Origin of the sequence: Ewingella americana ATCC 33852, from assembly GCF_000735345.1 — a bacterium.
GTDB classification, from domain to species: Bacteria; Pseudomonadota; Gammaproteobacteria; order Enterobacterales; family Enterobacteriaceae; genus Ewingella; species Ewingella americana.
This window is the reverse complement of sequence record NZ_JMPJ01000053.1, coordinates 281722-303040: the sequence shown is the minus strand read 5'-3', so window position 1 is coordinate 303040 and position 21319 is coordinate 281722. Positions and strand designations below refer to the sequence as shown.

At 57.1% G+C, this 21319-nt stretch carries 17 protein-coding genes; 10 read left to right on the top strand and 7 right to left on the bottom strand.

All coding sequences use genetic code 11. The features are described 5' to 3' along the window. The first annotated feature begins 161 nt into the window (after positions 1–161). Both GEAM_RS10950 and GEAM_RS10945 read left to right on the top strand, forming a co-directional pair. A complete protein-coding gene (locus GEAM_RS10950) occupies positions 162–1469 on the top strand; it encodes an NAD(P)/FAD-dependent oxidoreductase (protein ID WP_034791352.1) in 1308 nt (435 codons plus the stop codon). 366 nt (positions 1470–1835) lie between these two features. After that, positions 1836–2372 (top strand): glycine zipper 2TM domain-containing protein, encoded by a 537-nt coding sequence (locus tag GEAM_RS10945; protein ID WP_034791349.1) that lies wholly within the window; start codon positions 1836–1838, stop codon positions 2370–2372. Positions 2373–2430: 58 nt separating this feature from the next. Here the strand turns inward: GEAM_RS10945 and GEAM_RS10940 are convergent, their stop codons facing one another. The 3 genes from GEAM_RS10940 to mfd all read right to left on the bottom strand — a co-directional run bounded on the left by GEAM_RS10940 (position 2431) and on the right by mfd (position 7586). After that, positions 2431–3396, bottom strand: coding sequence for an XdhC family protein (locus GEAM_RS10940; protein WP_034791348.1), 966 nt, complete (start codon positions 3394–3396; stop codon positions 2431–2433). Between the two features lie 12 nt (positions 3397–3408). Continuing rightward, positions 3409–3981: a nucleotidyltransferase family protein gene (locus GEAM_RS10935; RefSeq protein WP_034791347.1), complete on the bottom strand. Its 573-nt coding sequence runs from the start codon at positions 3979–3981 to the stop codon at positions 3409–3411. 161 nt (positions 3982–4142) lie between these two features. Continuing rightward, complete coding sequence (gene mfd / locus GEAM_RS10930) at positions 4143–7586, bottom strand: transcription-repair coupling factor (protein ID WP_034791510.1); 3444 nt, start codon at positions 7584–7586, stop codon at positions 4143–4145. A gap of 215 nt (positions 7587–7801) precedes the next feature. Between mfd and lolC the strand changes: the two genes are divergently transcribed. From lolC to pepT, 5 genes are all read left to right on the top strand, one after another. Next, positions 7802–9004, top strand: a complete 1203-nt coding sequence (gene lolC, locus GEAM_RS10925; protein ID WP_034791346.1) for a lipoprotein-releasing ABC transporter permease subunit LolC — start codon at positions 7802–7804, stop codon at positions 9002–9004. Then, complete coding sequence (lolD, locus tag GEAM_RS10920) at positions 8997–9719, top strand: lipoprotein-releasing ABC transporter ATP-binding protein LolD (protein ID WP_034791345.1); 723 nt, start codon at positions 8997–8999, stop codon at positions 9717–9719. Before lolC ends, lolD begins: the two co-directional genes overlap by 8 nt. Then, positions 9719–10969, top strand: a complete 1251-nt coding sequence (gene lolE, locus GEAM_RS10915) for a lipoprotein-releasing ABC transporter permease subunit LolE (RefSeq protein WP_034791342.1) — start codon at positions 9719–9721, stop codon at positions 10967–10969. Before lolD ends, lolE begins: the two co-directional genes overlap by 1 nt. A gap of 154 nt (positions 10970–11123) precedes the next feature. Further along, positions 11124–11954 carry a Sir2 family NAD+-dependent deacetylase gene (gene cobB / locus GEAM_RS10910; protein WP_034791341.1) on the top strand — a complete coding sequence of 277 codons (831 nt, stop codon included), beginning with the start codon at positions 11124–11126 and terminating at the stop codon, positions 11952–11954. A gap of 151 nt (positions 11955–12105) precedes the next feature. Then, the gene (gene pepT, locus GEAM_RS10905; protein ID WP_034791339.1) at positions 12106–13338 is read left to right on the top strand and encodes a peptidase T; all 1233 of its coding nucleotides are present in this window, start codon (positions 12106–12108) and stop codon (positions 13336–13338) included. Between the two features lie 81 nt (positions 13339–13419). Here pepT and GEAM_RS10900 read toward each other — a convergent pair whose 3' ends face one another. The 3 genes from GEAM_RS10900 to phoP all read right to left on the bottom strand — a co-directional run bounded on the left by GEAM_RS10900 (position 13420) and on the right by phoP (position 16818). Then, positions 13420–14541, bottom strand: a complete 1122-nt coding sequence (locus GEAM_RS10900) for a ribosomal protein uL16 3-hydroxylase (protein WP_034791337.1) — start codon at positions 14539–14541, stop codon at positions 13420–13422. A gap of 128 nt (positions 14542–14669) precedes the next feature. Continuing rightward, the gene (gene phoQ, locus GEAM_RS10895; protein ID WP_034791336.1) at positions 14670–16124 is read right to left on the bottom strand and encodes a two-component system sensor histidine kinase PhoQ; all 1455 of its coding nucleotides are present in this window, start codon (positions 16122–16124) and stop codon (positions 14670–14672) included. Between the two features lie 19 nt (positions 16125–16143). Further along, positions 16144–16818 carry a two-component system response regulator PhoP gene (gene phoP / locus GEAM_RS10890; RefSeq protein ID WP_034791334.1) on the bottom strand — a complete coding sequence of 225 codons (675 nt, stop codon included), beginning with the start codon at positions 16816–16818 and terminating at the stop codon, positions 16144–16146. A gap of 375 nt (positions 16819–17193) precedes the next feature. On the opposite strand from phoP, the gene GEAM_RS10885 reads away from it, so the two are divergent. The 3 genes from GEAM_RS10885 (at position 17194) to GEAM_RS10875 (ending at position 20493) form a co-directional block, all read left to right on the top strand. Beyond that, on the top strand, positions 17194–18444 hold the full coding sequence (locus tag GEAM_RS10885; protein ID WP_034791332.1) for a nucleoside permease: 1251 nt from the start codon (positions 17194–17196) through the stop codon (positions 18442–18444). A 61-nt stretch (positions 18445–18505) separates the two neighbouring features. Next, positions 18506–19525, top strand: a complete 1020-nt coding sequence (locus GEAM_RS10880; protein ID WP_034791331.1) for an ADP-ribosylglycohydrolase family protein — start codon at positions 18506–18508, stop codon at positions 19523–19525. Continuing rightward, on the top strand, positions 19522–20493 hold the full coding sequence (locus GEAM_RS10875) for a PfkB family carbohydrate kinase (RefSeq protein ID WP_051899476.1): 972 nt from the start codon (positions 19522–19524) through the stop codon (positions 20491–20493). Before GEAM_RS10880 ends, GEAM_RS10875 begins: the two co-directional genes overlap by 4 nt. On the opposite strand, the gene GEAM_RS10870 is transcribed toward GEAM_RS10875, so the two are convergent. Further along, on the bottom strand, positions 20490–21251 hold the full coding sequence (locus tag GEAM_RS10870) for a GntR family transcriptional regulator (RefSeq protein WP_034791329.1): 762 nt from the start codon (positions 21249–21251) through the stop codon (positions 20490–20492). The genes GEAM_RS10875 and GEAM_RS10870 overlap by 4 nt on opposite strands. Positions 21252–21319 lie beyond the last annotated feature (68 nt).

Genomic DNA, 21319 nt, shown 5'->3' with positions numbered 1-21319 from the left:
CCAAATGAATTTAAATTGATGTAGGTCAATTTTGGTATGACCAAATCACCACGCGTGTTATTCTCGGGAAAGATACCGAATTAACTTAAGCCAACCCTATGTAATCTAAGGATATTAATTTTACTCTTAGATAACAATTGGTTCACATTTGAGGGGGTCATTTGACTGCTACTATGAAGAAAATTGTCATTATTGGCGGCGGCGCGGGTGGATTGGAACTGGCGACCAGCCTGGGCCATAAACTGGGCCGTAAGAAGAAAGCCGAAATCATCTTAGTGGATCGCAACCACAGCCATTTATGGAAACCTTTGCTGCATGAAGTGGCAACCGGCAGTCTGGATGACGGCGTTGATGCCCTGAGCTATCTGGCCCATGCGCGTAACCACGGTTTTAACTTCCAAATTGGTTCTCTGACCAATATCGACCGCGACACTCAGACTTTACAACTGGCTGAGATCCGCGACGAGAAGAATGGCGAAGTGCTGGTGCCTGCCCGTGAAATCGCCTATGACACCTTGGTCATGGCGCTGGGCAGTACCTCCAACGACTTCGGCACGCCGGGCGTCAAAGAGAACTGCATCTTCTTGGATAACCCGCATCAGGCGCACCGTTTCCATAACGAAATGCTCAACCTGTTCCTCAAGTTCTCTGCTAACCCAGACAAGCAGAAGAAGGTGAATATCGCCATTGTGGGTGGAGGGGCGACCGGCGTTGAGCTGTCCGCCGAGCTGCATAACGCGGTGAAACAGCTGCACAGCTATGGCTTTGAAGGTCTGGACAATCAGGCACTCAACGTCACGCTGGTGGAAGCGGGCGAGCGCATTCTGCCTGCGCTGCCTCCGCGTATTTCTGCGGCGGCCCACCTTGAGCTTACTAAGATTGGCGTGCGCGTGCTGACTAAGACCATGGTCACCAGCGCCGATGCCAATGGCCTGAACACCAAAGACGGTGAGTTCATCGAAGCTGACCTGATGGTATGGGCGGCGGGGATTAAAGCGCCGGACTTTATGAAAGATATCGCCGGGCTGGAAACCAACCGTATCAACCAGCTGGTGGTTGAGCCGACGCTGCAAACCACCCGCGACCCGAACATCTTCGCCATCGGTGACTGCGCCTCTTGCCCGCAAAAGAGCGGCGGATTTGTGCCTCCTCGCGCCCAGTCCGCGCACCAGATGGCGTCGCGCTGCTTCGACAACATCATGGCGCAGCGCAATGGCCATAGCCTGAAAGACTATGTCTACAAAGACCACGGCTCGCTGGTTTCCCTGTCGCGCTTCAGCACCGTCGGCAGCCTAATGGGTAACCTGATGAAAGGCTCGATGATGGTCGAAGGGCGTCTGGCGCGTATCGTGTATGTTTCTCTCTACCGTATGCACCAGATTGCACTGCACGGCTACACCAAAACCGGCCTGATGATGCTGGTGGGCGGCATTAACAAAGTGATTCGCCCGCGCCTCAAGCTGCATTAATGGTCTAGAGCACAGCTCTTAAAGCGGCCTAACTGAAAAAGCCTGTATTAACAGGCTTTTTTCTTTTCGCCAGCCAGCCGCTTCACTTCAGCATAAGATGTTATACAAATCCCTTCGCCAGCTAAGAATTCTCCGAAACCCGCAGTTCTGCCCTATAAACCCGCGCTTTTCATCCCTGAGTCTTATTGTCGGAATCGCAAACATTGTGCAGACTTTACATTGTTTACAGACGGCGATTCACGCACGCCGATCCCTCAATACAGTGGCTCAGCCCTTTGAGGTTCTGTCTCTTGACGCTGGCGTACAGCGTCAGCCACAACGGCAGCGGGAGACAAAATGCGTGGTAACATTTCAGGAGGATGTCCTGTGAACAAGTCAATGTTAGCTGGCGTAGGTATCGGTGTAGCGGCTGCGCTCGGTATTGCAGCTGTCGCAAGTATGAATGTTTTTTCATCTGGCCCAGAGTATGCACAAGTGCTCAGCGCGACGCCGATTAAAGAAACGTTGAAAACTCCACGCCAGGAGTGCCGTAACGTGACTGTTACCCACAGACGCCCTGTGCAGGATGAGCATCAGATTGCCGGTTCCGTACTGGGTGCGGTCGCCGGTGGCGTACTGGGTCACCAGTTTGGTGGCGGTCGTGGTCGTGATGTTGCGACCATCGCGGGCGCATTGGGCGGCGGATACGCCGGTAACCGAGTTCAAAGCAGCATGCAAGAAGGTGACACTTACACCACTCAGCAGCAGCGTTGTAACACCGTTTACGACAAGTCAGAAAAAATGCTGGGTTATGACGTGACCTATAAAATTGGCAACCAGCAAGGCAAAGTGCGTATGGACCATGATCCAGGCACGCAAATCCCGTTGGATAAAAGCGGTCAGTTGCAGCTTACTCGCAGCTAATTACCCGCAGTTCGGCGCAGAAAAAAGCCTGAGGCAGATGCTTCAGGCTTTTCTGTTTTCAGGCATTGCCGTTTTTGTGTTTCACGATGTCGGCCATTACCGCCAGCGCTATCTCCGCCGGGGTTTTACTGCCGATGTTTAACCCTACCGGGGCGTGCAGTCGCTCGAAATCCTCCGGCGCGAATTGCGCGATATCTCGCAGCCTTTCTCGACGGCGGGCGCTGTTAAGCTGTGATCCCATGGCGCCAATATAAAACGCTGGCGTATTCACCGCCTCCATCAGCGTTAAATCATCCATTCGCGGGTCGTGGGTTAGTGCCACGATGGCGGTATTGGCGTGGCAACCCTGTTCCTCAAGGTATTTCGCCGGGAAGCTGTGTTCTAACTTCACATCGGCTTTCAGCATTGAGGCGAAGTTCTCCAGCACCTCTTCACGGCATTCGCACACCACCACTTCAAACCCCAAGGCGCAGGCGAAATCGGCGCAGTACAGCGCCACGCTGGACAGTCCGGCGATCAGCAGGCGCGGCGCGGCGGCGATATGCAGCTGGATCTCATTGCCGCGTCGGCTGACCTTGGTGTGGCTGTGGTAGCCAGTCAGCGCGAGATGGTCGCACGCCTGCGGTAGCGTGAGGGTTTTATTCAGCGCGTAATGCCCGCTCAGGGCCTGCGCCATGCGCGACAAGTACTCTCGGCTTGAATCTGAGGCGAGAAGATACTCTACCAGCACGTCGAGCGAGCCGCCGCAGGGCAGGGCGACGTTGGGCGTCATGCCCCCTTCGCCATAGCGAATCACCTGACTGGCCGCCAAATACTCGCCCTCGGCAATGCGCTGTAAGAAATCATCTTCCACGCAGCCACCGGAGAGCGAGCCGCAGTATGAGCCGTCGCGGGTCGCTGCCATCAGCGCGCCCGGCGCACGCGGGGAAGATCCATAGGTGGTGAGCACGGTGCACAGCCACACCGGCTGCTGCTGGAGCCAAAATCCTGCCCGTTCAATAACCTGAATATCAAGGTGTTGCATGAGAATTCCTGTTTAGAGCGCGCCGCCAAGCTGGGTGGGAAGGTCGATATCGACGAAGGTCGCAGGGCCGTCGGCGGCGATGGCCAGCGCGGGATATCTCTCCAGCAGTTCACGCGCGCCCGCGTCGCCGCGCAGGGCCATCAGCTCGTCGCGCAGCATGCTGCTAAAGCCAACCGGATGCCCCGGTTGCTCTTGCCAGTAAGGGCGGGCGGTGCAGGTCTTTTGCAACGCCTGAGAGACGCGCATGAAGAGGGCTGCGGGGACGAAAGGCATGTCGGCGAGATGCACCAGCCAGCCGGACCAGTGCTGGGTGGCCTTTACTCCGGCGGCAATAGAATCGCCGCTTCCGGCGCTGTCGATCAGGGTGGTGGTCACGCCCGCTTCGGCGCATTCGGCTTGCACCTGTGGGTTGTCTGGGCGAGTGACGACATGCACCGGCAGGCCGCTGTTTAGCGCCTGCTGTAAGGTCATGGCGAAGATACTTGAAGCGTTGCCCGGCAGGCTGGCGTTGAGCTTATTGCCTTGGCCTCCGGCGGCGCGGAAGCGGCTGGCGCTACCGGCAGCCAGTAAAATTATCCCTATCACTACTGAATCCCTTGGTTTGCTGGCTGGAATCTGACATACGCCGTTAGTGTAAATGAATTCTTAAAAAAGGGTTTTGACCGATGATGTTGTTCACCGAGAAAGGCATAAAAAAGCCTGTGGCAGGCTGGGCTGACACAGGCTTCGGGTGGAGGTTTTAACCTTTAAACCAGATGGCTGCTAAAGGCTTCCAGCAGGTCATCGACAAACTTCAGGCGTTTTGGTCGGTCCGTCAGATCAATCATAAACTTCAGCTTGGTCGGGCCGTCGAGGCGATACACCTGCGGCTGTTTCTGCAACAGACCAATCAGATAGCCCGGATCGACGCGGTTCTTCTCGCTGAACTCGACAAATCCGCCGCGCTCGTTGCCTTCAATACGCTTGATGCCCAGCTCTTTGGCCTTCAGGCGCAGCACGGCGATGTGCAGAAGGTTGCGCGCGCCGTCCGGCAAGGTGCCAAATCGGTCAATCAGCTCAACACGCAGTTCATCCACTTCCCCTTCGTTACGGGCGCTGGCGATGCGTTTGTACAGTGACAGGCGCGTATTGACGTCAGGGATGAAGTCTTCCGGCAGCAGGGCCGGCATGCGCATTTCGACATCGGTTTGGCTGGTGGTTAAATCTTCCAGCGACGGCTCACGACCCTCTTTCAGCGCCTCGACGGCGTTCTCCAGCAGCTCCATATATAGCGTGAAGCCGATGCTGGTCATCTGGCCGCTTTGCCCTTCGCCCAGCAGCTCACCGGCACCACGGATTTCTAAGTCGTGGGTCGCCAGTGCGAAGCCTGCGCCAAGATCTTCCAGCGAGGCGATGGCCTCCAGACGCTTGTGAGCATCGGTAGACATAGCTTTTGGCGGCGGCGTCAGCAGGTAGGCATAGGCCTGATGGTGCGAACGGCCTACGCGACCGCGCAGCTGGTGCAACTGCGCCAAGCCGAGATGGTCGGCGCGCTCGATGATAATGGTGTTGGCACTCGGGATGTCGATGCCGGTTTCGATGATGGTGGTACAGACCAGCACGTTAAAACGCTGATGGTGGAAGTCGTTCATCACCCGCTCGAGGTCGCGTTCGCGCATCTGGCCGTGACCAATGGCAATTCGCGCTTCCGGCACCAGTTCTGCCAGACGTTCGGCGGCTTTTTCGATGTTTTCGACATCGTTATACAGGTAGTAAACCTGCCCGCCGCGCAGCACTTCGCGCAGAATTGCCTCGCGAACCACCAGACTGTCGTACTCGCGTACGAAGGTTTTCACCGCCAAACGGCGAGCCGGTGGTGTGGCGATAATCGACAAGTCGCGCATACCGCTCATCGCCATATTCAGCGTGCGCGGGATAGGGGTGGCGGTCAGCGTCAGGATGTCCACATCGGCGCGCATCGCCTTAATGCGCTCTTTATGGCGCACGCCGAAACGGTGCTCTTCGTCGACAATCAGCAGGCCGAGGTCTTTCCAGTGCAAATTGCTCTGCAACAGCTTGTGGGTGCCGATGATGATATCCACCTTGCCGTCCACCGCCTGCTCCAGCACCGCGTTCTGCTCTTTGGCACTGCGGAAGCGCGACATCATCTCGATACGAATTGGCCAGTTGGCGAAACGGTCGCGGAAGTTGTCGAAGTGCTGCTGCGCCAGCAGGGTGGTCGGCACCAGCACCGCCACCTGCTTGTTATTTGATACCGCCAGAAACGCGGCGCGCATCGCCACTTCGGTCTTGCCAAAGCCGACGTCACCACACACCAGACGGTCCATCGCCAGCGGCTGGGTCATGTCGGTGAGCACGGCGTTGATAGCCTGCGCCTGATCTGGCGTGGTTTCGAACGGGAAGCTCTGACAGAAAAGCTGGTACTGCTCTTTGTCATGCTTGAAGGCAAAACCGCTTTTGGCTTCGCGCTGGGCGTAGATATCCAGCAGCTCGGCGGCGACGTCGCGCACTTTCTCGGCGGCTTTTTGCCGCGCTTTCGACCAAGCTTCGCCACCCAGTTTGTGCAGCGGGGCGCTTTCGTCCGCGCCACCGGCGTAGCGGCTGATCATGTGCAGGGAGGAAACCGGCACGTACAGCTTGTCTTCGCCCGCGTAGGTCAGGATCAGGTATTCGGCAGTAAATCCGCCAGTTTCCAGCGTGGTCAGGCCCTGATAGCGCCCGACGCCGTGCTCCATATGCACCACCGGCTGGCCGGGGCGCAGCTCGGCGAGGTTGCGGATCAGGGTGTCGGTGTTGATGGCGCGGCGGCTGTCCTGACGGCGGCGGGCAACGCGTTCGCCCAGTTGGTCGCTTTCGCAAATCAGCGCCAGCTGCTTATCGCTGTCGAGGAAACCGCGCTCGCAGGCGCCAATCATAATGTAGCGGCCCGCCGTGGCGGCCTGCTCAATGCGCGTTATCAGCGTCGGGTTAAGCTTGATGCGCGCCAGCAGGTCTTGCAGCGTTTCGCGGCGACCTTCACTTTCAACCGAGAACACCAGACTGCCGCTGAACGACTCATTAAAGCGGCGCAAATTGTCCAGCGGCGCTTTGTTCTGCGGCTGAACCGACAGGTCCGGCAGGGCCTGATAGCTCAGGTTGGTGTTGGCGGCTTTCTTCGGCAATTCTTCAGTTTTTAACTGAATGCGCGGCCACTCTTTCAGCTCGCTAAACAGTGAATCCACCCGCAGCCACAGGGCCTCAGGCTCGAGCAGCGGGCGCATTGGGTCAACGCGGCGGCTCTCGTAACGCTGGTTGGCATCGAGCCAGAAGCGCTCGGCAGCGCCTTCTAAATCGCCAGTATTGAGCAGCAGGGTGTTTTTCGGCAGATAGCTGAACAGGGTGGTCAAAGGCTGGCTGAAGAACAGCGGCTGCCAGTATTCGATCCCCGCCGGGAAGGTGCCTTTGCTGACTTGCTGATAGACGTGCTCGGCGTCGCGGCGCACTTCGAACTTCTCACGCCACTGGCTGCGGAACAGCTCGATGGCGTTTTTGTCGGTCGGGAATTCGTGCGCAGGCAGCAGGTTGATCTGCTCCACTTCGCTCAGCGTGCGCTGGGTGTCGACGTCGAACACGCGCAGGCTGTCGATTTCATCATCAAAGAAGTCGATGCGATAAGGCTCGTCGCTGCCCATTGGGTAGAGGTCGAGCAGGGCACCGCGGGTGGCGAACTCGCCGTGCTCCATCACCTGATCAACGCTGCGATAACCCGCCTGTTCGAGCTGGGCGCGCAGTTTGTCGCGGGAGAGCTGCTGGCCTTTTTTCATCACCAGCGCGTGGCCGTGCAAGAACTCGTGCGGGCAAACCCGCTGCATCAGCGTGTTGACCGGCAAGATAATGATGCCGCGCTCGAGGGTTGGCAGCTGATACAGACTGGAAAGGCGCGAGGAGATAATCTCCTGATGCGGCGAGAAGCTGTCATACGGCAGCGTTTCCCAGTCGGAAATATTGATCACTTTCAGGTCGGTGAACTGCTGGATTTCATCGCGCAGGCGCAGGGCATTTTGCATGTCGGGGGCGATAAGCATCACCGGACCTGCATGGCGCTCGCTGATGTCGGCACATTCCAGCGCGCAGGCGGAGCCAGTCAGCTGGCCCAGAACTCGGGTGTCACCAGCGCGTTCAGGCAAAGAATAACGATGATCTTGAGGCATAGGCAGTGTTGTTATCTCGTTGTCGGCGGCCATAGGGACCTGATTTACAGAGCGTATCTTGCGACGTGCTCCTAATCGGGGTCAACCCGAAATATTTTGGGTAGAAAGCTTAAAGGATTAACCGATTACTTTAGGTATTATGGTTCCATAAAGCCAAGCGAGCCTTTATTATCCTTGACAACTTTTGTCTTCGCCACGCACTTAATACGGATGTCATGTATCAACCTGTCGCGTTATTCATAGGTCTGCGCTATATGCGCGGACGTGCTTCAGACCGCTTTGGGCGGTTTGTCTCCTGGCTTTCTACTATTGGTATCACCCTCGGGGTGATGGCGCTGGTAACTGTCTTGTCGGTCATGAACGGTTTTGAGAAGGATCTGGAAAATAACATTCTGGGTCTGATGCCTCAGGCGTTGGTCACCACAGCGCAGGGTTCGCTGGATCCGCAGAAAATCAACCATGACGCCGTCGCCGGACTCAAAGGCGTCAACCGCGCCGTGCCGTTCACCACCGGTGACGTGGTGCTGCAAAGCCCGGGTAGCGTCGCCGTTGGCGTGATGCTCGGGGTTAATCCTGATGAGAAAGATCCGCTGTCGAACTACATGGTGGCGGTCAATCAGCAGGTGCTGCAACCCGGCCAGTACAACATCATTCTTGGCGACCAACTGGCACAACAATTGAAAGTTAAACGCGGCGACCAGCTGCGCCTGATGGTCACCAGCGTCAGCCAGTTCACGCCGATGGGCCGCATTCCAAGCCAGCGCCTGTTTACCGTGGCGGGCACCTTTGCTGCTAACAGTGAAGTGGATGGCTACCAGATGTTGGTTAACCAGCAGGACGCCTCGCGCCTGATGCTCTATCCGAAAGGCAACGTCACCGGCTGGCGTCTGTACCTCAATCAGCCGTTGGATGTGGATAATCTGAGCACCCAAACCCTGCCGCAGGGCACCGAGTGGAAAGATTGGCGCGAACGTCGCGGCGAGCTGTTCCAAGCCGTGCGCATGGAAAAGAACATGATGGGCCTGCTGTTGAGCCTGATTGTGGCGGTCGCCGCATTTAACATTATTACTTCTCTCGGCCTGTTGGTGATGGAGAAACAGGGCGAGGTGGCTATCTTGAAAACTCAAGGCCTGACCCGCCGCCAGATTATGGCGCTGTTTATGGTGCAGGGCGCGAGTGCCGGGATCATCGGCGCGCTGCTCGGTGCCGTGCTCGGCGTGGTGTTGGCCACCCAGCTCAACACCATCATGCCAGCGCTTGGCCTGATGCTGGACGGCGGCTCACTGCCGGTCGACATCGAACCTATGCAAGTCGTGGTCATCGCGCTGGTCGCCATGGTCATCGCTCTACTGTCTACGCTTTACCCTTCGTGGCGCGCAGCTGCCGCCCAACCCGCAGAGGCTTTACGTTATGAGTAACATTTTATCGTCGCAGGGCGGAATCTTATTGCAGTGCGAAAACCTCTGTAAGACCTATCAGGAAGGCAAAATGCACACCGACGTGCTGCGCGATGTCTCTTTCGCTATCCAACAGGGCGAAATGATGGCGATTGTCGGCAGCTCGGGTTCGGGTAAAAGTACCTTGCTGCACCTGCTAGGCGGGCTGGACTCGCCAACCTCGGGCGACGTGGTATTCAAAAACACCTCTCTTAACACCATGTCTTCTGCCGCCAAGGCCGAATTGCGTAACCGCGAGCTGGGCTTTATCTATCAATTCCACCATCTGCTGCCGGACTTCACCGCGCTGGAAAATGTGGCGATGCCGCTGCTGATTGGCAAAGGCAAGAAGGCCGAAGTGGAAGAGAAAGCCATGGCGATGCTGGCGGCCGTGGGCTTGCAGCACCGCAGCAAGCACCGCCCGTCCGAGCTGTCCGGCGGTGAGCGCCAGCGCGTCGCCATTGCCCGCGCACTGGTTAACAGCCCGTCGCTGGTACTGGCCGATGAGCCAACCGGTAACCTCGACCAGAAAAATGCTGACAGCATCTTCGACCTGCTCGGCGAGCTGAATGTCCGTCAGGGCACGGCGTTTCTGGTGGTCACCCACGACCTGCAACTGGCGAAACGAATGAACCGACAGCTGGAGATGCGTGACGGCAAGCTGCAACAGGACTCGACCCTGCTGGGAGCGAAGTAATGTCAGCCATTCCCTTTTCTCTATTAATCGGCCTGCGTTTTAGTCGCGGGCGTCGCCGCAGCGGCATGGTGTCGCTGATTTCGGTTATCTCCACGCTGGGTATTGCCCTTGGCGTGGCGGTGCTGATCGTCGGCTTAAGCGCGATGAACGGCTTTGAGCGCGAATTGAAAGAGCGCGTGCTGGCCGTGGTGCCTCATGGTGAAATTCGCCCGGTCAATCAGCCGTTTAACGGCTGGGAAGGCGTACTGGAACGCGTTGAAAAAGTGCCCGGTATTGCCGCCGCCGCTCCTTATATTGAATTTAACGGCCTGATCGAGCACGGCGCCAAGCTGCGCGCTATCAAGCTGAAAGGTGTGGATCCGCAGCAAGAATCGCGCGTCAGCGCCGCGCCAAACTTCGTGCAGGGCGATGCCTGGAAAAACTTCAAAGCCGGTGAGCAGCAGTTGATCTTGGGTAAAGGCGTGGCGGATGCCATTGGCGTCAAACAGGATGACTGGGTGACCGTGATGGTGCCGAACAGCGACCCTGAGATGAAGCTGTTGCAGCCAAAACGCATTCGTCTGCACGTCACTGGTATCCTGCAACTCAGCGGCCAGCTGGACCACAGCTTTGCCATGGTGCCGCTAGCGGATGCCCAGCAGTATCAGGAGATGGGCAGCAGCGTTACCGGGATTGATATCAAGGTAAATGATGTATTTGCCGCGCAAAAGCTGGTGCGAGATGCGGGCGAAGTGACCCACGCTTATGTCTACATCAGCAGTTGGATCGGCACTTACGGCTACATGTATCGCGATATTCAGATGGTTCGCGCCATTATGTATATGGCGATGGTTTTAGTCATCGGCGTGGCATGTTTCAATATCGTGTCTACGCTGGTGATGGCGGTAAAAGATAAAAGTAGCGATATTGCGATTTTGCGCACACTGGGTGCCAAAGACGGGCTTATTCGCGCGGTGTTCATCTGGTACGGTTTACTTTCCGGGCTAGTGGGCAGCATTGTTGGCGTGGTGGTCGGGGTAATTGCCTCATACCAACTGACCAACATTATTAACGCGTTGCAGAGCTTCACCGGGCATAAGTTCCTGTCGGGCGATATCTACTTCATCGACTTTTTACCGTCGGAGCTACACTGGATTGATGTAGCGGGCGTACTGTTTACCGCACTGGTACTGAGCCTGCTGGCCAGTTGGTATCCAGCGAGACGTGCAAGCCGCATAGATCCCGCCCGTGTACTCAGCGGCGGACAATAGGCTATTTTACTTGCCAGTTTGAACGAGGGCAGTGCTCAAAATCCTCACGTACCAGACGTACGCTGCGGTTTTTCCGCGCTGTCCATGTCCAAACTGACTGCGACAATAACGCCTATTATGGGTGTTAAAAAGGTTTCCAAGAGCAGGAGCACATATGCGCACACGCCATCGTCTGTGTCGATTTCGCAAAAACAAGCGCATACGGCACCAACGTTTTCGCTCAAATATTTTCCATCGAGACAATATGGCCGCTGCATCGCTGAAGCGGCCTTTTGTTGTGGTGCTGACCGGGGCGGGCATCTCCGCTGAGTCTGGCATCCGTACTTTTCGCGCCGCCGACGGCCTGTGGGAAGAGCACAAGGTCGAGGACGTGGCGACGCCGGAAGGCTATCGCAATGACCCTCAGCTGGTGCAGGCGTTCTACAACGCTCGCCGCCAGCAGCTGCAAAACGCTGAGATTGAACCCAATGCGGCGCACCACGCTTTAGCCACCCTCGAAGACGCGCTGGGCGATAACTTTATGCTGGTAACGCAGAATATCGATAACCTGCACGAGCGGGCCGGTAACAAGCGCGTAATGCATATGCACGGTGAATTACTCAAAGTGCGCTGCACCCAGTCCGGGCAAGTGTTCGACTGGCCGGGCGACCTGTCGGTGGATGACAAATGCCACTGTTGCCAGTTCCCCGCGCCGCTGCGCCCGCACGTGGTGTGGTTCGGCGAAATGCCCATTGGCATGGATGAGATTTATCAAGCGCTGGCGAAAGCGGATTTCTTTATCGCGATTGGCACTTCGGGCCATGTCTATCCGGCGGCGGGATTTGTCCACGAAGCCAAGATGGGCGGGGCTTACACCATTGAGCTGAATCTCGAGCCGAGTCAGGTGGAGAGCCAGTTTGATGAACGCAAGTATGGCCTTGCCAGTCAGGTGGTGCCGGAATTTATTCACGCTTTCCTGACCAAACAAGAAAACGCCTGGCGCTAGCCGGGCTTTTTTTCAGCCGTCATTCCATTTTGCTAAAATTGCGTCTGAGCAGAACACTTCATTGGCTAAACTCGGTGAAAACTGACCTGACGCAATATCCGAGGTATTCATGCTGCGCATAATAAAACTCGGTCGCTAGAGGATACCTAATATGGATAAGTTGCTTGATCGTTTCTTACACTACGTTTCGTTTGATACCCAATCGAAGGTCAACGTCCGACACACGCCGAGCACGGAAGGGCAGCTGAAGCTGGCTCGTGAACTTCAGAAAGAATTGATTGCACTCGGCCTGGATCAGGTCACGCTCAGTGACAAAGGCTGCGTGATGGCAACCTTGCCCGCCAATGTTGACTGGCCGGTGCCGACCATTGGTTTCATCTCTCATTTAGACACGGCGCCGGACTTCACGGCGAAGCACGTCAATCCTCAAATTGTTGAAAATTATCGCGGCGGAGATATCGCGCTGGGCAACGGCGACGAAGTGCTGTCGCCGGTGATGTTCCCGGTGCTGCACCAGCTGCTGGGGCAGACGCTGATCACCACCGACGGCAAAACGCTGCTCGGCTCGGATGACAAAGCGGGCATCGCCACCATCGTCACCGCAATGGCGCGGCTGAAAAATAGCGAAATCCCGCACGGCCCGCTGCGTATTGCTTTCACTCCAGACGAAGAGATTGGCAAAGGCGCGCAGTCCTTCGACGTGCCGGCTTTTGCCGCCGAGTGGGCTTACACCGTGGACGGTGGTGGCGTCGGGGAGCTGGAGTTTGAGAATTTCAACGCGGCTTCAGCGACCATTAAAATTGTCGGTAACAATGTCCATCCCGGCAGCGCCAAGGGAGTGATGGTCAACGCGCTGTCGCTGGCGGTGAGAATTCATGCCGAGTTACCCGCCGATGAAACGCCTGAAAAAACCGAAGGTTATGAAGGTTTCTACCACCTGACGTCGATGAAAGGCTCGGTCGAACGCGCCGAGATGCACTACATTATTCGCGATTTCGATCAGGCGAACTTTGAAGCGCGCAAACAGAAAATCATCGATATCGCGCATCTGGTGGGCGAAGGGCTGCACCGCGACTGCTATATCGAAGTGACCCTTGATGACCATTACTACAATATGCGCGACAAAGTGGCGCAGCATCCGCACATCATTGAAATTGCCAAACAGGCGATGATTGATTGCGAAATCGAGCCGCTGATGAAGCCCATTCGCGGCGGCACCGACGGCGCGCAGCTCTCTTTCCGCGGCCTGCCTTGCCCGAACATTTTCACCGGCGGCTACAACTTCCACGGCAAGCATGAGTTTGTGACGCTGGAGGGGATGGAGAAGGCGGTTAGCGTGGTGATGCGCATTGCCGAACTGACGGCCAGCAACGCCAAAAAATAACTCTGCTGTTTAGCGAAGTGAAAACAAAAAGGGTGCGATCCTGAGGATACGCACCCTTTTTTATGCCGCTTATTTCAGCGATTAATCATTGAAGTACCAGTAGCCGCTGTTCACCAGCGCGGAGATAAGCGCGAGGAATGACGGGTCATCCAGCGCGTCGCCCAGCATCTCGCGGGTGACCGTCAGGTGGCGCGTCAGGGCGTCCACGGCCTCAACCTGCTCGGTGGTGATGGCTTCACCGTTGACGTAGCACACATCGCCGATGCGCAGCACGCGCAGGCCGCCGAGGCGCTGCAAGGTTTCGCCAGATTCCAGCAGTTCATAGATCTCACCGGCCTGATAAGGCGGCTCCGGCGGTGCCAAATCCAACTCGTGGCGCGACTGGGAGATAAACTCACCGAACCAACTGTTGAAGTGCTCGGGGTCACCCGCCAGCTCCAGCATCATGTTACGCAGGCCGTCCAGCTCGTTTGGCAGGATTTGCGCCGGGTGCTCGCGCTCAACCAGCTCAGGATCGCCATAACGCTTGCTGCCTAGCTCGCGGGAGAGCACATAGTCGGCAAAGCCGCTCAGCATCTCGCGGGCGTTCGGCGCGCGGAAACCGACTGAGTAGTTCAGCGCGTGTTCCAGCGAGTAGCCTTCGTGCGGGAAGCCCGGCGGAATATAGACGATATCGCCCGGCTCCAGCTCTTCATCAATAATGGCTTCGAACGGCTCAACCTGAAGCAAGTCCGGGTGCGGGCAGTGCTGTTTCATGGGGATTTTTTCCCCAACGCGCCAGCGACGGCGGCCGGTACCCTGAATGATAAACACGTCATACTGGTCCAGATGCGGGCCAACGCCGCCGCCCGGCACAGAGTAGGAGATCATTAGGTCATCCATGCGCCAATCAGGAATATGGCGGAAAGGACGCATCAGGTGGGAAGAGGGCTCATGCCAGTGATCAACCGCCTGAACCAGAATCGACCAGTTATTTTCACCCAGGTGATCATAGCTTTCGAAGGGACCGTGGCTGACCTGCCAGCGACCGTCTTCATGACTGACCAGACGGCTGTCGACTTCGTTCTCCATCGCCAGCCCGGCCAGTTCGTCCGGGGAGATAGGGTCGATGAAGTTTTTGAAGCCACGTTTAAGAACAACCGGACGTTTTTGCCAATAACGCTGCAAAAAGTCATTCCAGTCCAAGTCGAGTTGATAATCCATAAATATTTTCCATGGCGTAAATGAGAGTCACTGAGAAGGATTATAACGGAAGGCGAGGCGGCTGCATTGGGCAATCGCCTGCAAATTTCATTAATAGCCGGCAACTCGGACGAATTGCCGGGGAAAGCTTAATCGATGTCCACGTCGTGCTGCTGGCCGAAGCAAACCCGCATGCTGGCACCGCCGAGCGGACTGTCGTCAATAATGATTTGGCCGTCATACTGCTCGATGATTTCACTGGCGAGGGATAAGCCTAAACCTTGGCCGGGGCGCAGGGTGTCGGCACGCTGGCCGCGCTGGAAAATCACTTCGCGTTTGCTTTCGGGAATGCCGGGGCCGTCATCTTCAATCAGGATCACCAGCTGCTTCTCGGCATACACCGCGCTGATCTCGACAAACTCCAGACAGTATTTACAGGCGTTATCGATGACATTGCCCATTACTTCGATAAAGTCATTCTTTTCACCAATAAAGGTGATTTCTGGCGAGATATCCAGCGTCAGCACCACGCCTTTGCGCTGATACACCTTGTTCAGCGCGGAGCACAAGCTGTCGAGCAGGCCGGGCACCGAATGCACTTCACGCACCAAAATATTATGTTCTGAGCGCAAAGTGGCGCGATGCAAGTAGTAGCCAATTTGCTGCGAAATGCGGCTAATTTGCTCCAACATCACGGGTTCTGCCTGTTCGATGGTCATCTGCTTGCCGTTGCGCAGCGAGCGCAGGGTGGACTGCAACACAGCCAGCGGCGTCTTCAGGCTGTGAGTCAAATCCGCCAGCGTGGTGCGATAACGGTCATAGCGTTCGCGCTCGCCGTGCAGCAGGGTGTTGAGATTACGCACCAAGCCTTTCAGCTCGCTCGGCGGGTTTTCGTCCAAGGCTTCGCGCTCGTGGGTTTCCAGCTCGGCCACTTGTCTTATCAAAGCCTTAATCGGCCGCAGGCTCCAGTAGGCCGCCAGCCACAGCAGCGGGATAACCAGCAGCAAGTTGGCGATCAGCACATAGCTGAACCACTCCCACACCAAGTCGGAACGCTGCAGCTCTTGCGGAATGGTATCCACCACCACGATATTCAGCGCGGGCAGCCGCGAGGTGGCCGAGTAGGTGTTCACCGCGATGGAGTGGGTCAGGGCGCTGGCGTCGGTATCGTCATAATTTTTCAGCTTATCTTTAGCTTGCTGATTATCACCGATCACCTCACTACTGACTTGGGTGTCAGTGTCGATTTCATAAAAGCCCGGCTTGTTCATCCACTCTTTGTCGATGTGCGACTCCAGCTCAGGCACGCGGCGCTGGGCCCACAGCAGATGGCCTTTGTCGTCATAAATAAAGACCAGAGTTGGCGAGTTGAGATCTAAATCTGGCGGCACATTGATCGTCAGCTGGTTATCGCGCCACTGGGCGAGGCTGAAGAACAGATTGCTTTCACCGCGCAGCAGGCGGTAAGCCGTTTTGTCGAAGCTGACCATGTAGCCGACCACCGCCACCAGCCCGTAAGCCAGTGACAGCGCCAACACCACGCCAGCCGTGGCGACCATAAAACGCGAGCGCAGTGAGAAGGGCTTTCCTTTGCGAAATCTCATAAATAGGTGCTCGAAGACGTTATGGACGAATGTCGAAACGATAACCCTGACCGCGCACGGTGGTTATCACGTCGGTTGGGTATTCAGCCTGAAGCTTTTTGCGTAAACGGCCCATCAATACGTCAACGGTGTGGCTCTCGCGCAGCTCGGCATCAGGGTACAATTGCAGCATCAAGGAATCTTTGCTGACCACTTTACCGGCGTTGCGGATCAGGGTTTCAATGATGGTGTATTCAAAGGCGGTGAGCTTCACCGGCTGGTCGCTGACGGTGAGTTCGCGGCGCGACAGGTCAATCTGGAAGGGCGCGAGGGTGATAACCTGCGATGCCAGCCCGCTATTACGGCGCATCAGGGCCTGCATGCGGGCGATCACCTCTTCCAGATGGAAAGGTTTGGTGACGTAGTCGTCGGCACCGGCTTCCAGCACCGCCACTTTGTCCTGCCAGCTTTCGCGGGCGGTCAGCACCAGAATCGGCAATTTTGCCTGATGGCTACGCCAGCGTTGGATCAAGCTCAGGCCATCTTCGCCCGGCAGGCCGAGGTCAACGATGGCGATGTCCGGCGCGTGTTCCTGCAAAAAGTAGTCGGCTTCTTTGGCGTCTTCGGCAGCATCGACCTGATGCCCCATTTCACGCATTTGAACCGAGAGGTGATGGCGCAGCAGCGCATTGTCTTCGACAACCAGAATTCGCATAACAACTCCTTTTAATGCAGGGCGTAACGAACCCCGGCCAATTTTTGCATGGAGATCTCGAGGATTTCAGCGGGAGTAAGCTGCGGCGTTACGCCCATTTGGCTGAAATATCGAGGATAAATCGTGACACAACTCTAGCCTATTCAGAAACAATTGCTTCAACGCCAGATAAACACGACGGAAGGCAACTTAAATGAAAGCTAAACCAATTATAAACGTCGCTCAGGGGCGATGACAGGAAATGTGAGAAAGATCGCGGTAAGATTTTAAATGTATTATTAAGGTATTATAAAGGTATCTGATGGATGCCTTTATCTGCCTGCGGCCGAGCTTGTGATTCGTGCTAAAGGTGTCTCATTCAGCAAGGATATAATAATGAAACGTACCCATCTGAAGCTGTCCGTCATGATGTTTATTGAATGGTTTATCTGGGGGGCGTGGTTCGTGCCTCTCTGGCAATACCTCAATAAACTGGGCTTTAGCCCGTCTGAAATCGCTTGGTCTTATAGCAGCACGGCCATCGCCGCAATTCTTTCGCCGGTCTTGGTAGGGGTTATCGCTGACCGTTACTTCGCCGCGCAAAAGGTTCTCGCTTGGCTCTTATTGGGGGGCGGCGTGTTGATGTGTTTCATCGCGGTGCAGACCCAATTCTCCTCCTTCTTCCCGCTGCTGGTGGTTTATGCCATCACCTACATGCCTACCGTGGCGCTGACCAACAGCATCGCGTTCGCCAACATTGGCGACCCTGAAAAAGACTTCCCGCGCATTCGCGTGTTGGGCACGCTGGGCTGGATCGCCTCCGGCCTGTTCATCGGGTTTGTCCTGCCGCCAATGCTCGGCATGGGCAACATCTCTGACACCAACCTGCCACTGTGGCTGACCGCCGCGGCCTCCTTCGCGCTGGGTCTTTATAGCTTCTGGCTGCCAAATACCCCGGCCAAGGGCAGCGGCCCGGTGGATATTAAGGCGCTGTTTGGCCTGAATGCGCTGGCGATGCTCAAAGACCGCTCTTTCGCCATTTTCGCGCTCTGCTCCTTCCTGTTCTGCATGCCGCTGGCGTTTTACTACCAGTTCGCCAACGGCTATCTGACGCAGGTCGGGCTGAATGAAGCTACTGGCTGGATGACGCTGGGTCAGGTTTCGGAGATTTTCGCGCTGCTGGCCTTGCCGCTGCTGCTCAAACGTTTTGGCATCAAGAAGGTACTGATGCTCGGCTTCGTCACTGCCGCCATCCGCTACATCTTCTTTATTTACGGCGGCACTGAGGACGTGTGGGGCTACAGCATGCTGTTCCTCGGCATCCTGCTGCACGGCGTGAGCTACGACTTCTATTTCGTCACCGGCTATATCTATGTCGATAAAAAAGCCCCGGCGCACATGCGCACCGCGGCACAGGGGCTGATCACCCTGATTTGCCAAGGGTTGGGCAGCTTTATCGGCAACTGGCTGGGAGGCCGCGCGATGACCACTTTCGCACTGGCTACCCCGCGCAACGGCATGACTTTCGACTGGTTCGCCGTGTGGGGCGTTGGCGCGGCGATGGTGGTCGCGGTGATGCTCTTATTCCTGCTGTTCTTCCGCGAGCGCAGCAAAACGATTGAACCGGTAGAACTGGCACGTTCTTGATTTTAATGATTTCTCTGGCGGGCGTGGTGCCCGCCAGCAGGCCTATTTATGGAGATAACAGATGCAACAGATAACCCGCGAAAACCGCATTCTTGGCGCGCTCTATGGGCAAATGCTGGGCGACGCCTTGGGTATGCCGTCAGAACTCTGGCCGCGTGAACGGGTGAAAAAGCATTTTGGCTGGATTGACCGTTTCCTTGATGGCCCGGCTGAGAACAATGCCGCCTGCTACTTCACCGCCGCGCAGTTTACTGACGACACCTCGATGGCGCTGGCCTTGGCCGATGCCCTGATTGAGGCCGACGGCGACGTGGTGCCGGAGCTGATTGCCCGCAACGTCATTCGCTGGGTGGACGGCTTCGACGCCTTCAATAAAAACATCCTTGGACCGAGCTCCAAGCTGGCCCTGGCCGAGCAGAAGAAGGGCGTGGCAATCAGTGAGCTGGAGAACAACGGCGTGACCAACGGCGCGGCGATGCGCGTGTCGCCACTGGGCTGCGTGCTGCCTTCAGCGCCACTCGAGCACTTCTGCCAGCAGGTGTGGCTGGCTTCCAGCCCGACGCATAAGTCTGATATCGCCGTGGCCGGTGCCGTGGTGATTGCTTGGGCGGTGTCCAAAGCGATTGAAGGGGCGAGCTGGGCGGAGATTAAACTGGCGTTGCCGGACATTGCCAAATACGCCCAGACCCGCCAGAGCACCACCTTCAGCGCCTCTTTGGCCGCGCGCATTGAGCTGGCACTCGACGTGGTGGCGAAATCCACCGGCAGCGAGCAGGCTTCCGAGCAGGTTTACCAATTGGTGGGTGCGGGAGTGAGCACTATTGAGTCGGTTCCGGCGGCTATCGCCATGGTGGAACTGGCCGAAGGCTGCCCGAACCGCTGCGCCGTGCTGTGCGCCAACTTAGGCGGCGACACCGACACCATCGGCGCGATGGCGACGGCTATCTGCGGGGCCTTGCAGGGTATCGACGCCTTCGACGCGCAATACCTTACCGAGCTAAAACGCGTTAACCCGCTGGACATGACCACTTACAGCAGCGCCTTCCTGCGCTTCCGCCTGCGCGCTGAGGAGGCGTCATGAGCAATCAGCACGGCGAACTGCTCCACACGCTGATGCAGGGGAACTGGCATCAGCAGTGTCCGGTAACGGTAGTCGGCGCGGCGGTGATGGACATGGTGGCACACGCCGACGCCTTGCCCGAGCGCGGTGGCGACACTGCCGCCAGTGTGTCAGGATTTCACCTCGGCGGCTGCGCGCTGAATATCGCGCTTGGCCTGAAACAATTGGGGATCGACAGCCACAACCTGCTGCCGCTGGGAGAGGGCATGTGGGCAACACGCCTGCGTGATGAAATGGCCCAGCGCGGTATTCAGTCTGACTTGCAGGTCGGCGGCGCGGATAACGGCTGGTGTCTGGCGCTGGTGGAACCCGACGGCGAACGCACCTTTATCTCCATCGACGGCATTGAGAATCAGTGGCAGACCGCGTGGCTGGAGAACCGCACGCCGACCAGCGGGCTGGTTTATCTCTCCGGCTACCAGCTAGGCGCCAAGCAGGGTGGGGTGCTGGTGGAGTGGATGCAGGCGCTGCCCGCCGAGGTGCGCGTGGTGCTGGATTTAGGCCCGCGCCTCGACACCATGTCGCCAGAATTCATCGACGGTTTGCTGCGTCCGGGGGTGATCATGACCCTTAACCAGCGCGAAGCGGGCCTGCTCGGCTATCGCGATGACGAAGAGCATTTCTGCCGTCAGCTGCATGCTAAAACTCACGAGCTGGTGGTGCTGCGCTGCGGCGAGAAGGGGAGTTACTACTTTGGTGGCGAAAGCGACCACGGCTGGATCGCGCCGCGCCAAGTGACGGTGGTGGACAGCATTGGCGCGGGCGACAGCCACTGCGCCGGGCTGCTGGCGGGGTTATCGCTGGGATTAAGCCACTGGCAGAGCATGATGCTGGCGAACTGCGTGGCGGCCTACGTGGTGTCTAAGCCGGGTGGCGACTGTGCGCCGACGCTGGCCCAGCTTGCCGATGAGATGAGCCGCGAGGATTAATCCTCGCTGATAAATTCGTACATGTCGCTGCGACAGAAACTTTCACTGTATTCGATGGGGCGGTTCTGCCCATCGAACAGGGTTTGGCGGATGATTAAGACCGGCATCGGGGTTTTCAACTGCAGCGATTGCATCAGCTCGTCGTCAGACATGGCCGCGCTGACGCGGCTTTGCAGCGCGCCTAACTCAATGTTATTGCGGTGGAAATAGTCATACAGCGACACGCCGATATCCTGCACGTCGGCAATGGCGTCCATCACCACGTAGGAGAGGGCGACGGACATCGGGCGCGTATCAATGTAGTGAATACGCTTGAGGCGATAGACCAGCGTGCGCTCGGTGATGGCGAGTTTGCTGGCGACCAGCGCGTCGGCGGGCACCTTTTCGCGGCTGATCCACAGAGTGTCGGGCTTGCGGCCCTGCAACATCACTTCGCGCGAGAAGCCTTTCACATCGGCCAGTGAGTAAGAGAGCTTGGGCTCGCCAGCCTTTTTAACAAAGGTGCCGTAACCGCGCGAACGCCCGATGCTGCCTGCCTCTTCCAGCCGTGCCAGCGCTTTTCGCACCGTGATGCGCGAGATCCCCAGCTCTTCGGTAAACTGACGTTCGCTGGGCAGAAAATCCCCTTCGGCCAAAACGCCTTCTTTCATCGCCTGCATGACGACGTCGCTAAAACAGAGATAGAGCGGCTGCGTCCCGGCGGCGGCGAGGTTTTGTTTAAGAATATCGAGTAGGCGCTGGTTGGTGTCCGTGCTCATAAACGGCGATTTTCCTGTAGCCAGTATTGTTCTAGTTGTTGTTCTCTATTTTATAACAAAAAAGGCGA

Bases quoted from the DNA above. Each gene is read 5' to 3' on its own strand.
- mfd (WP_034791510.1), bottom strand. From the start codon at position 7,586: ATGCCTCAAGATCATCGTTATTCTTTGCCTGAACGCGCTGGTGACACC.
- GEAM_RS10940 (WP_034791348.1), bottom strand. From the start codon at position 3,396: ATGCAACACCTTGATATTCAGGTTATTGAACGGGCAGGATTTTGGCTC.
- lolD (WP_034791345.1), top strand. From the start codon at position 8,997: ATGAGTAACATTTTATCGTCGCAGGGCGGAATCTTATTGCAGTGCGAA.
- GEAM_RS10885 (WP_034791332.1), top strand. From the start codon at position 17,194: ATGAAACGTACCCATCTGAAGCTGTCCGTCATGATGTTTATTGAATGG.
- lolE (WP_034791342.1), top strand. From the start codon at position 9,719: ATGTCAGCCATTCCCTTTTCTCTATTAATCGGCCTGCGTTTTAGTCGC.
- lolC (WP_034791346.1), top strand. From the start codon at position 7,802: ATGTATCAACCTGTCGCGTTATTCATAGGTCTGCGCTATATGCGCGGA.
- GEAM_RS10875 (WP_051899476.1), top strand. From the start codon at position 19,522: ATGAGCAATCAGCACGGCGAACTGCTCCACACGCTGATGCAGGGGAAC.
- pepT (WP_034791339.1), top strand. From the start codon at position 12,106: ATGGATAAGTTGCTTGATCGTTTCTTACACTACGTTTCGTTTGATACC.
- GEAM_RS10870 (WP_034791329.1), bottom strand. From the start codon at position 21,251: ATGAGCACGGACACCAACCAGCGCCTACTCGATATTCTTAAACAAAAC.
- GEAM_RS10880 (WP_034791331.1), top strand. From the start codon at position 18,506: ATGCAACAGATAACCCGCGAAAACCGCATTCTTGGCGCGCTCTATGGG.
- cobB (WP_034791341.1), top strand. From the start codon at position 11,124: ATGCGCACACGCCATCGTCTGTGTCGATTTCGCAAAAACAAGCGCATA.
- GEAM_RS10900 (WP_034791337.1), bottom strand. From the start codon at position 14,541: ATGGATTATCAACTCGACTTGGACTGGAATGACTTTTTGCAGCGTTAT.
- phoQ (WP_034791336.1), bottom strand. From the start codon at position 16,124: ATGAGATTTCGCAAAGGAAAGCCCTTCTCACTGCGCTCGCGTTTTATG.
- phoP (WP_034791334.1), bottom strand. From the start codon at position 16,818: ATGCGAATTCTGGTTGTCGAAGACAATGCGCTGCTGCGCCATCACCTC.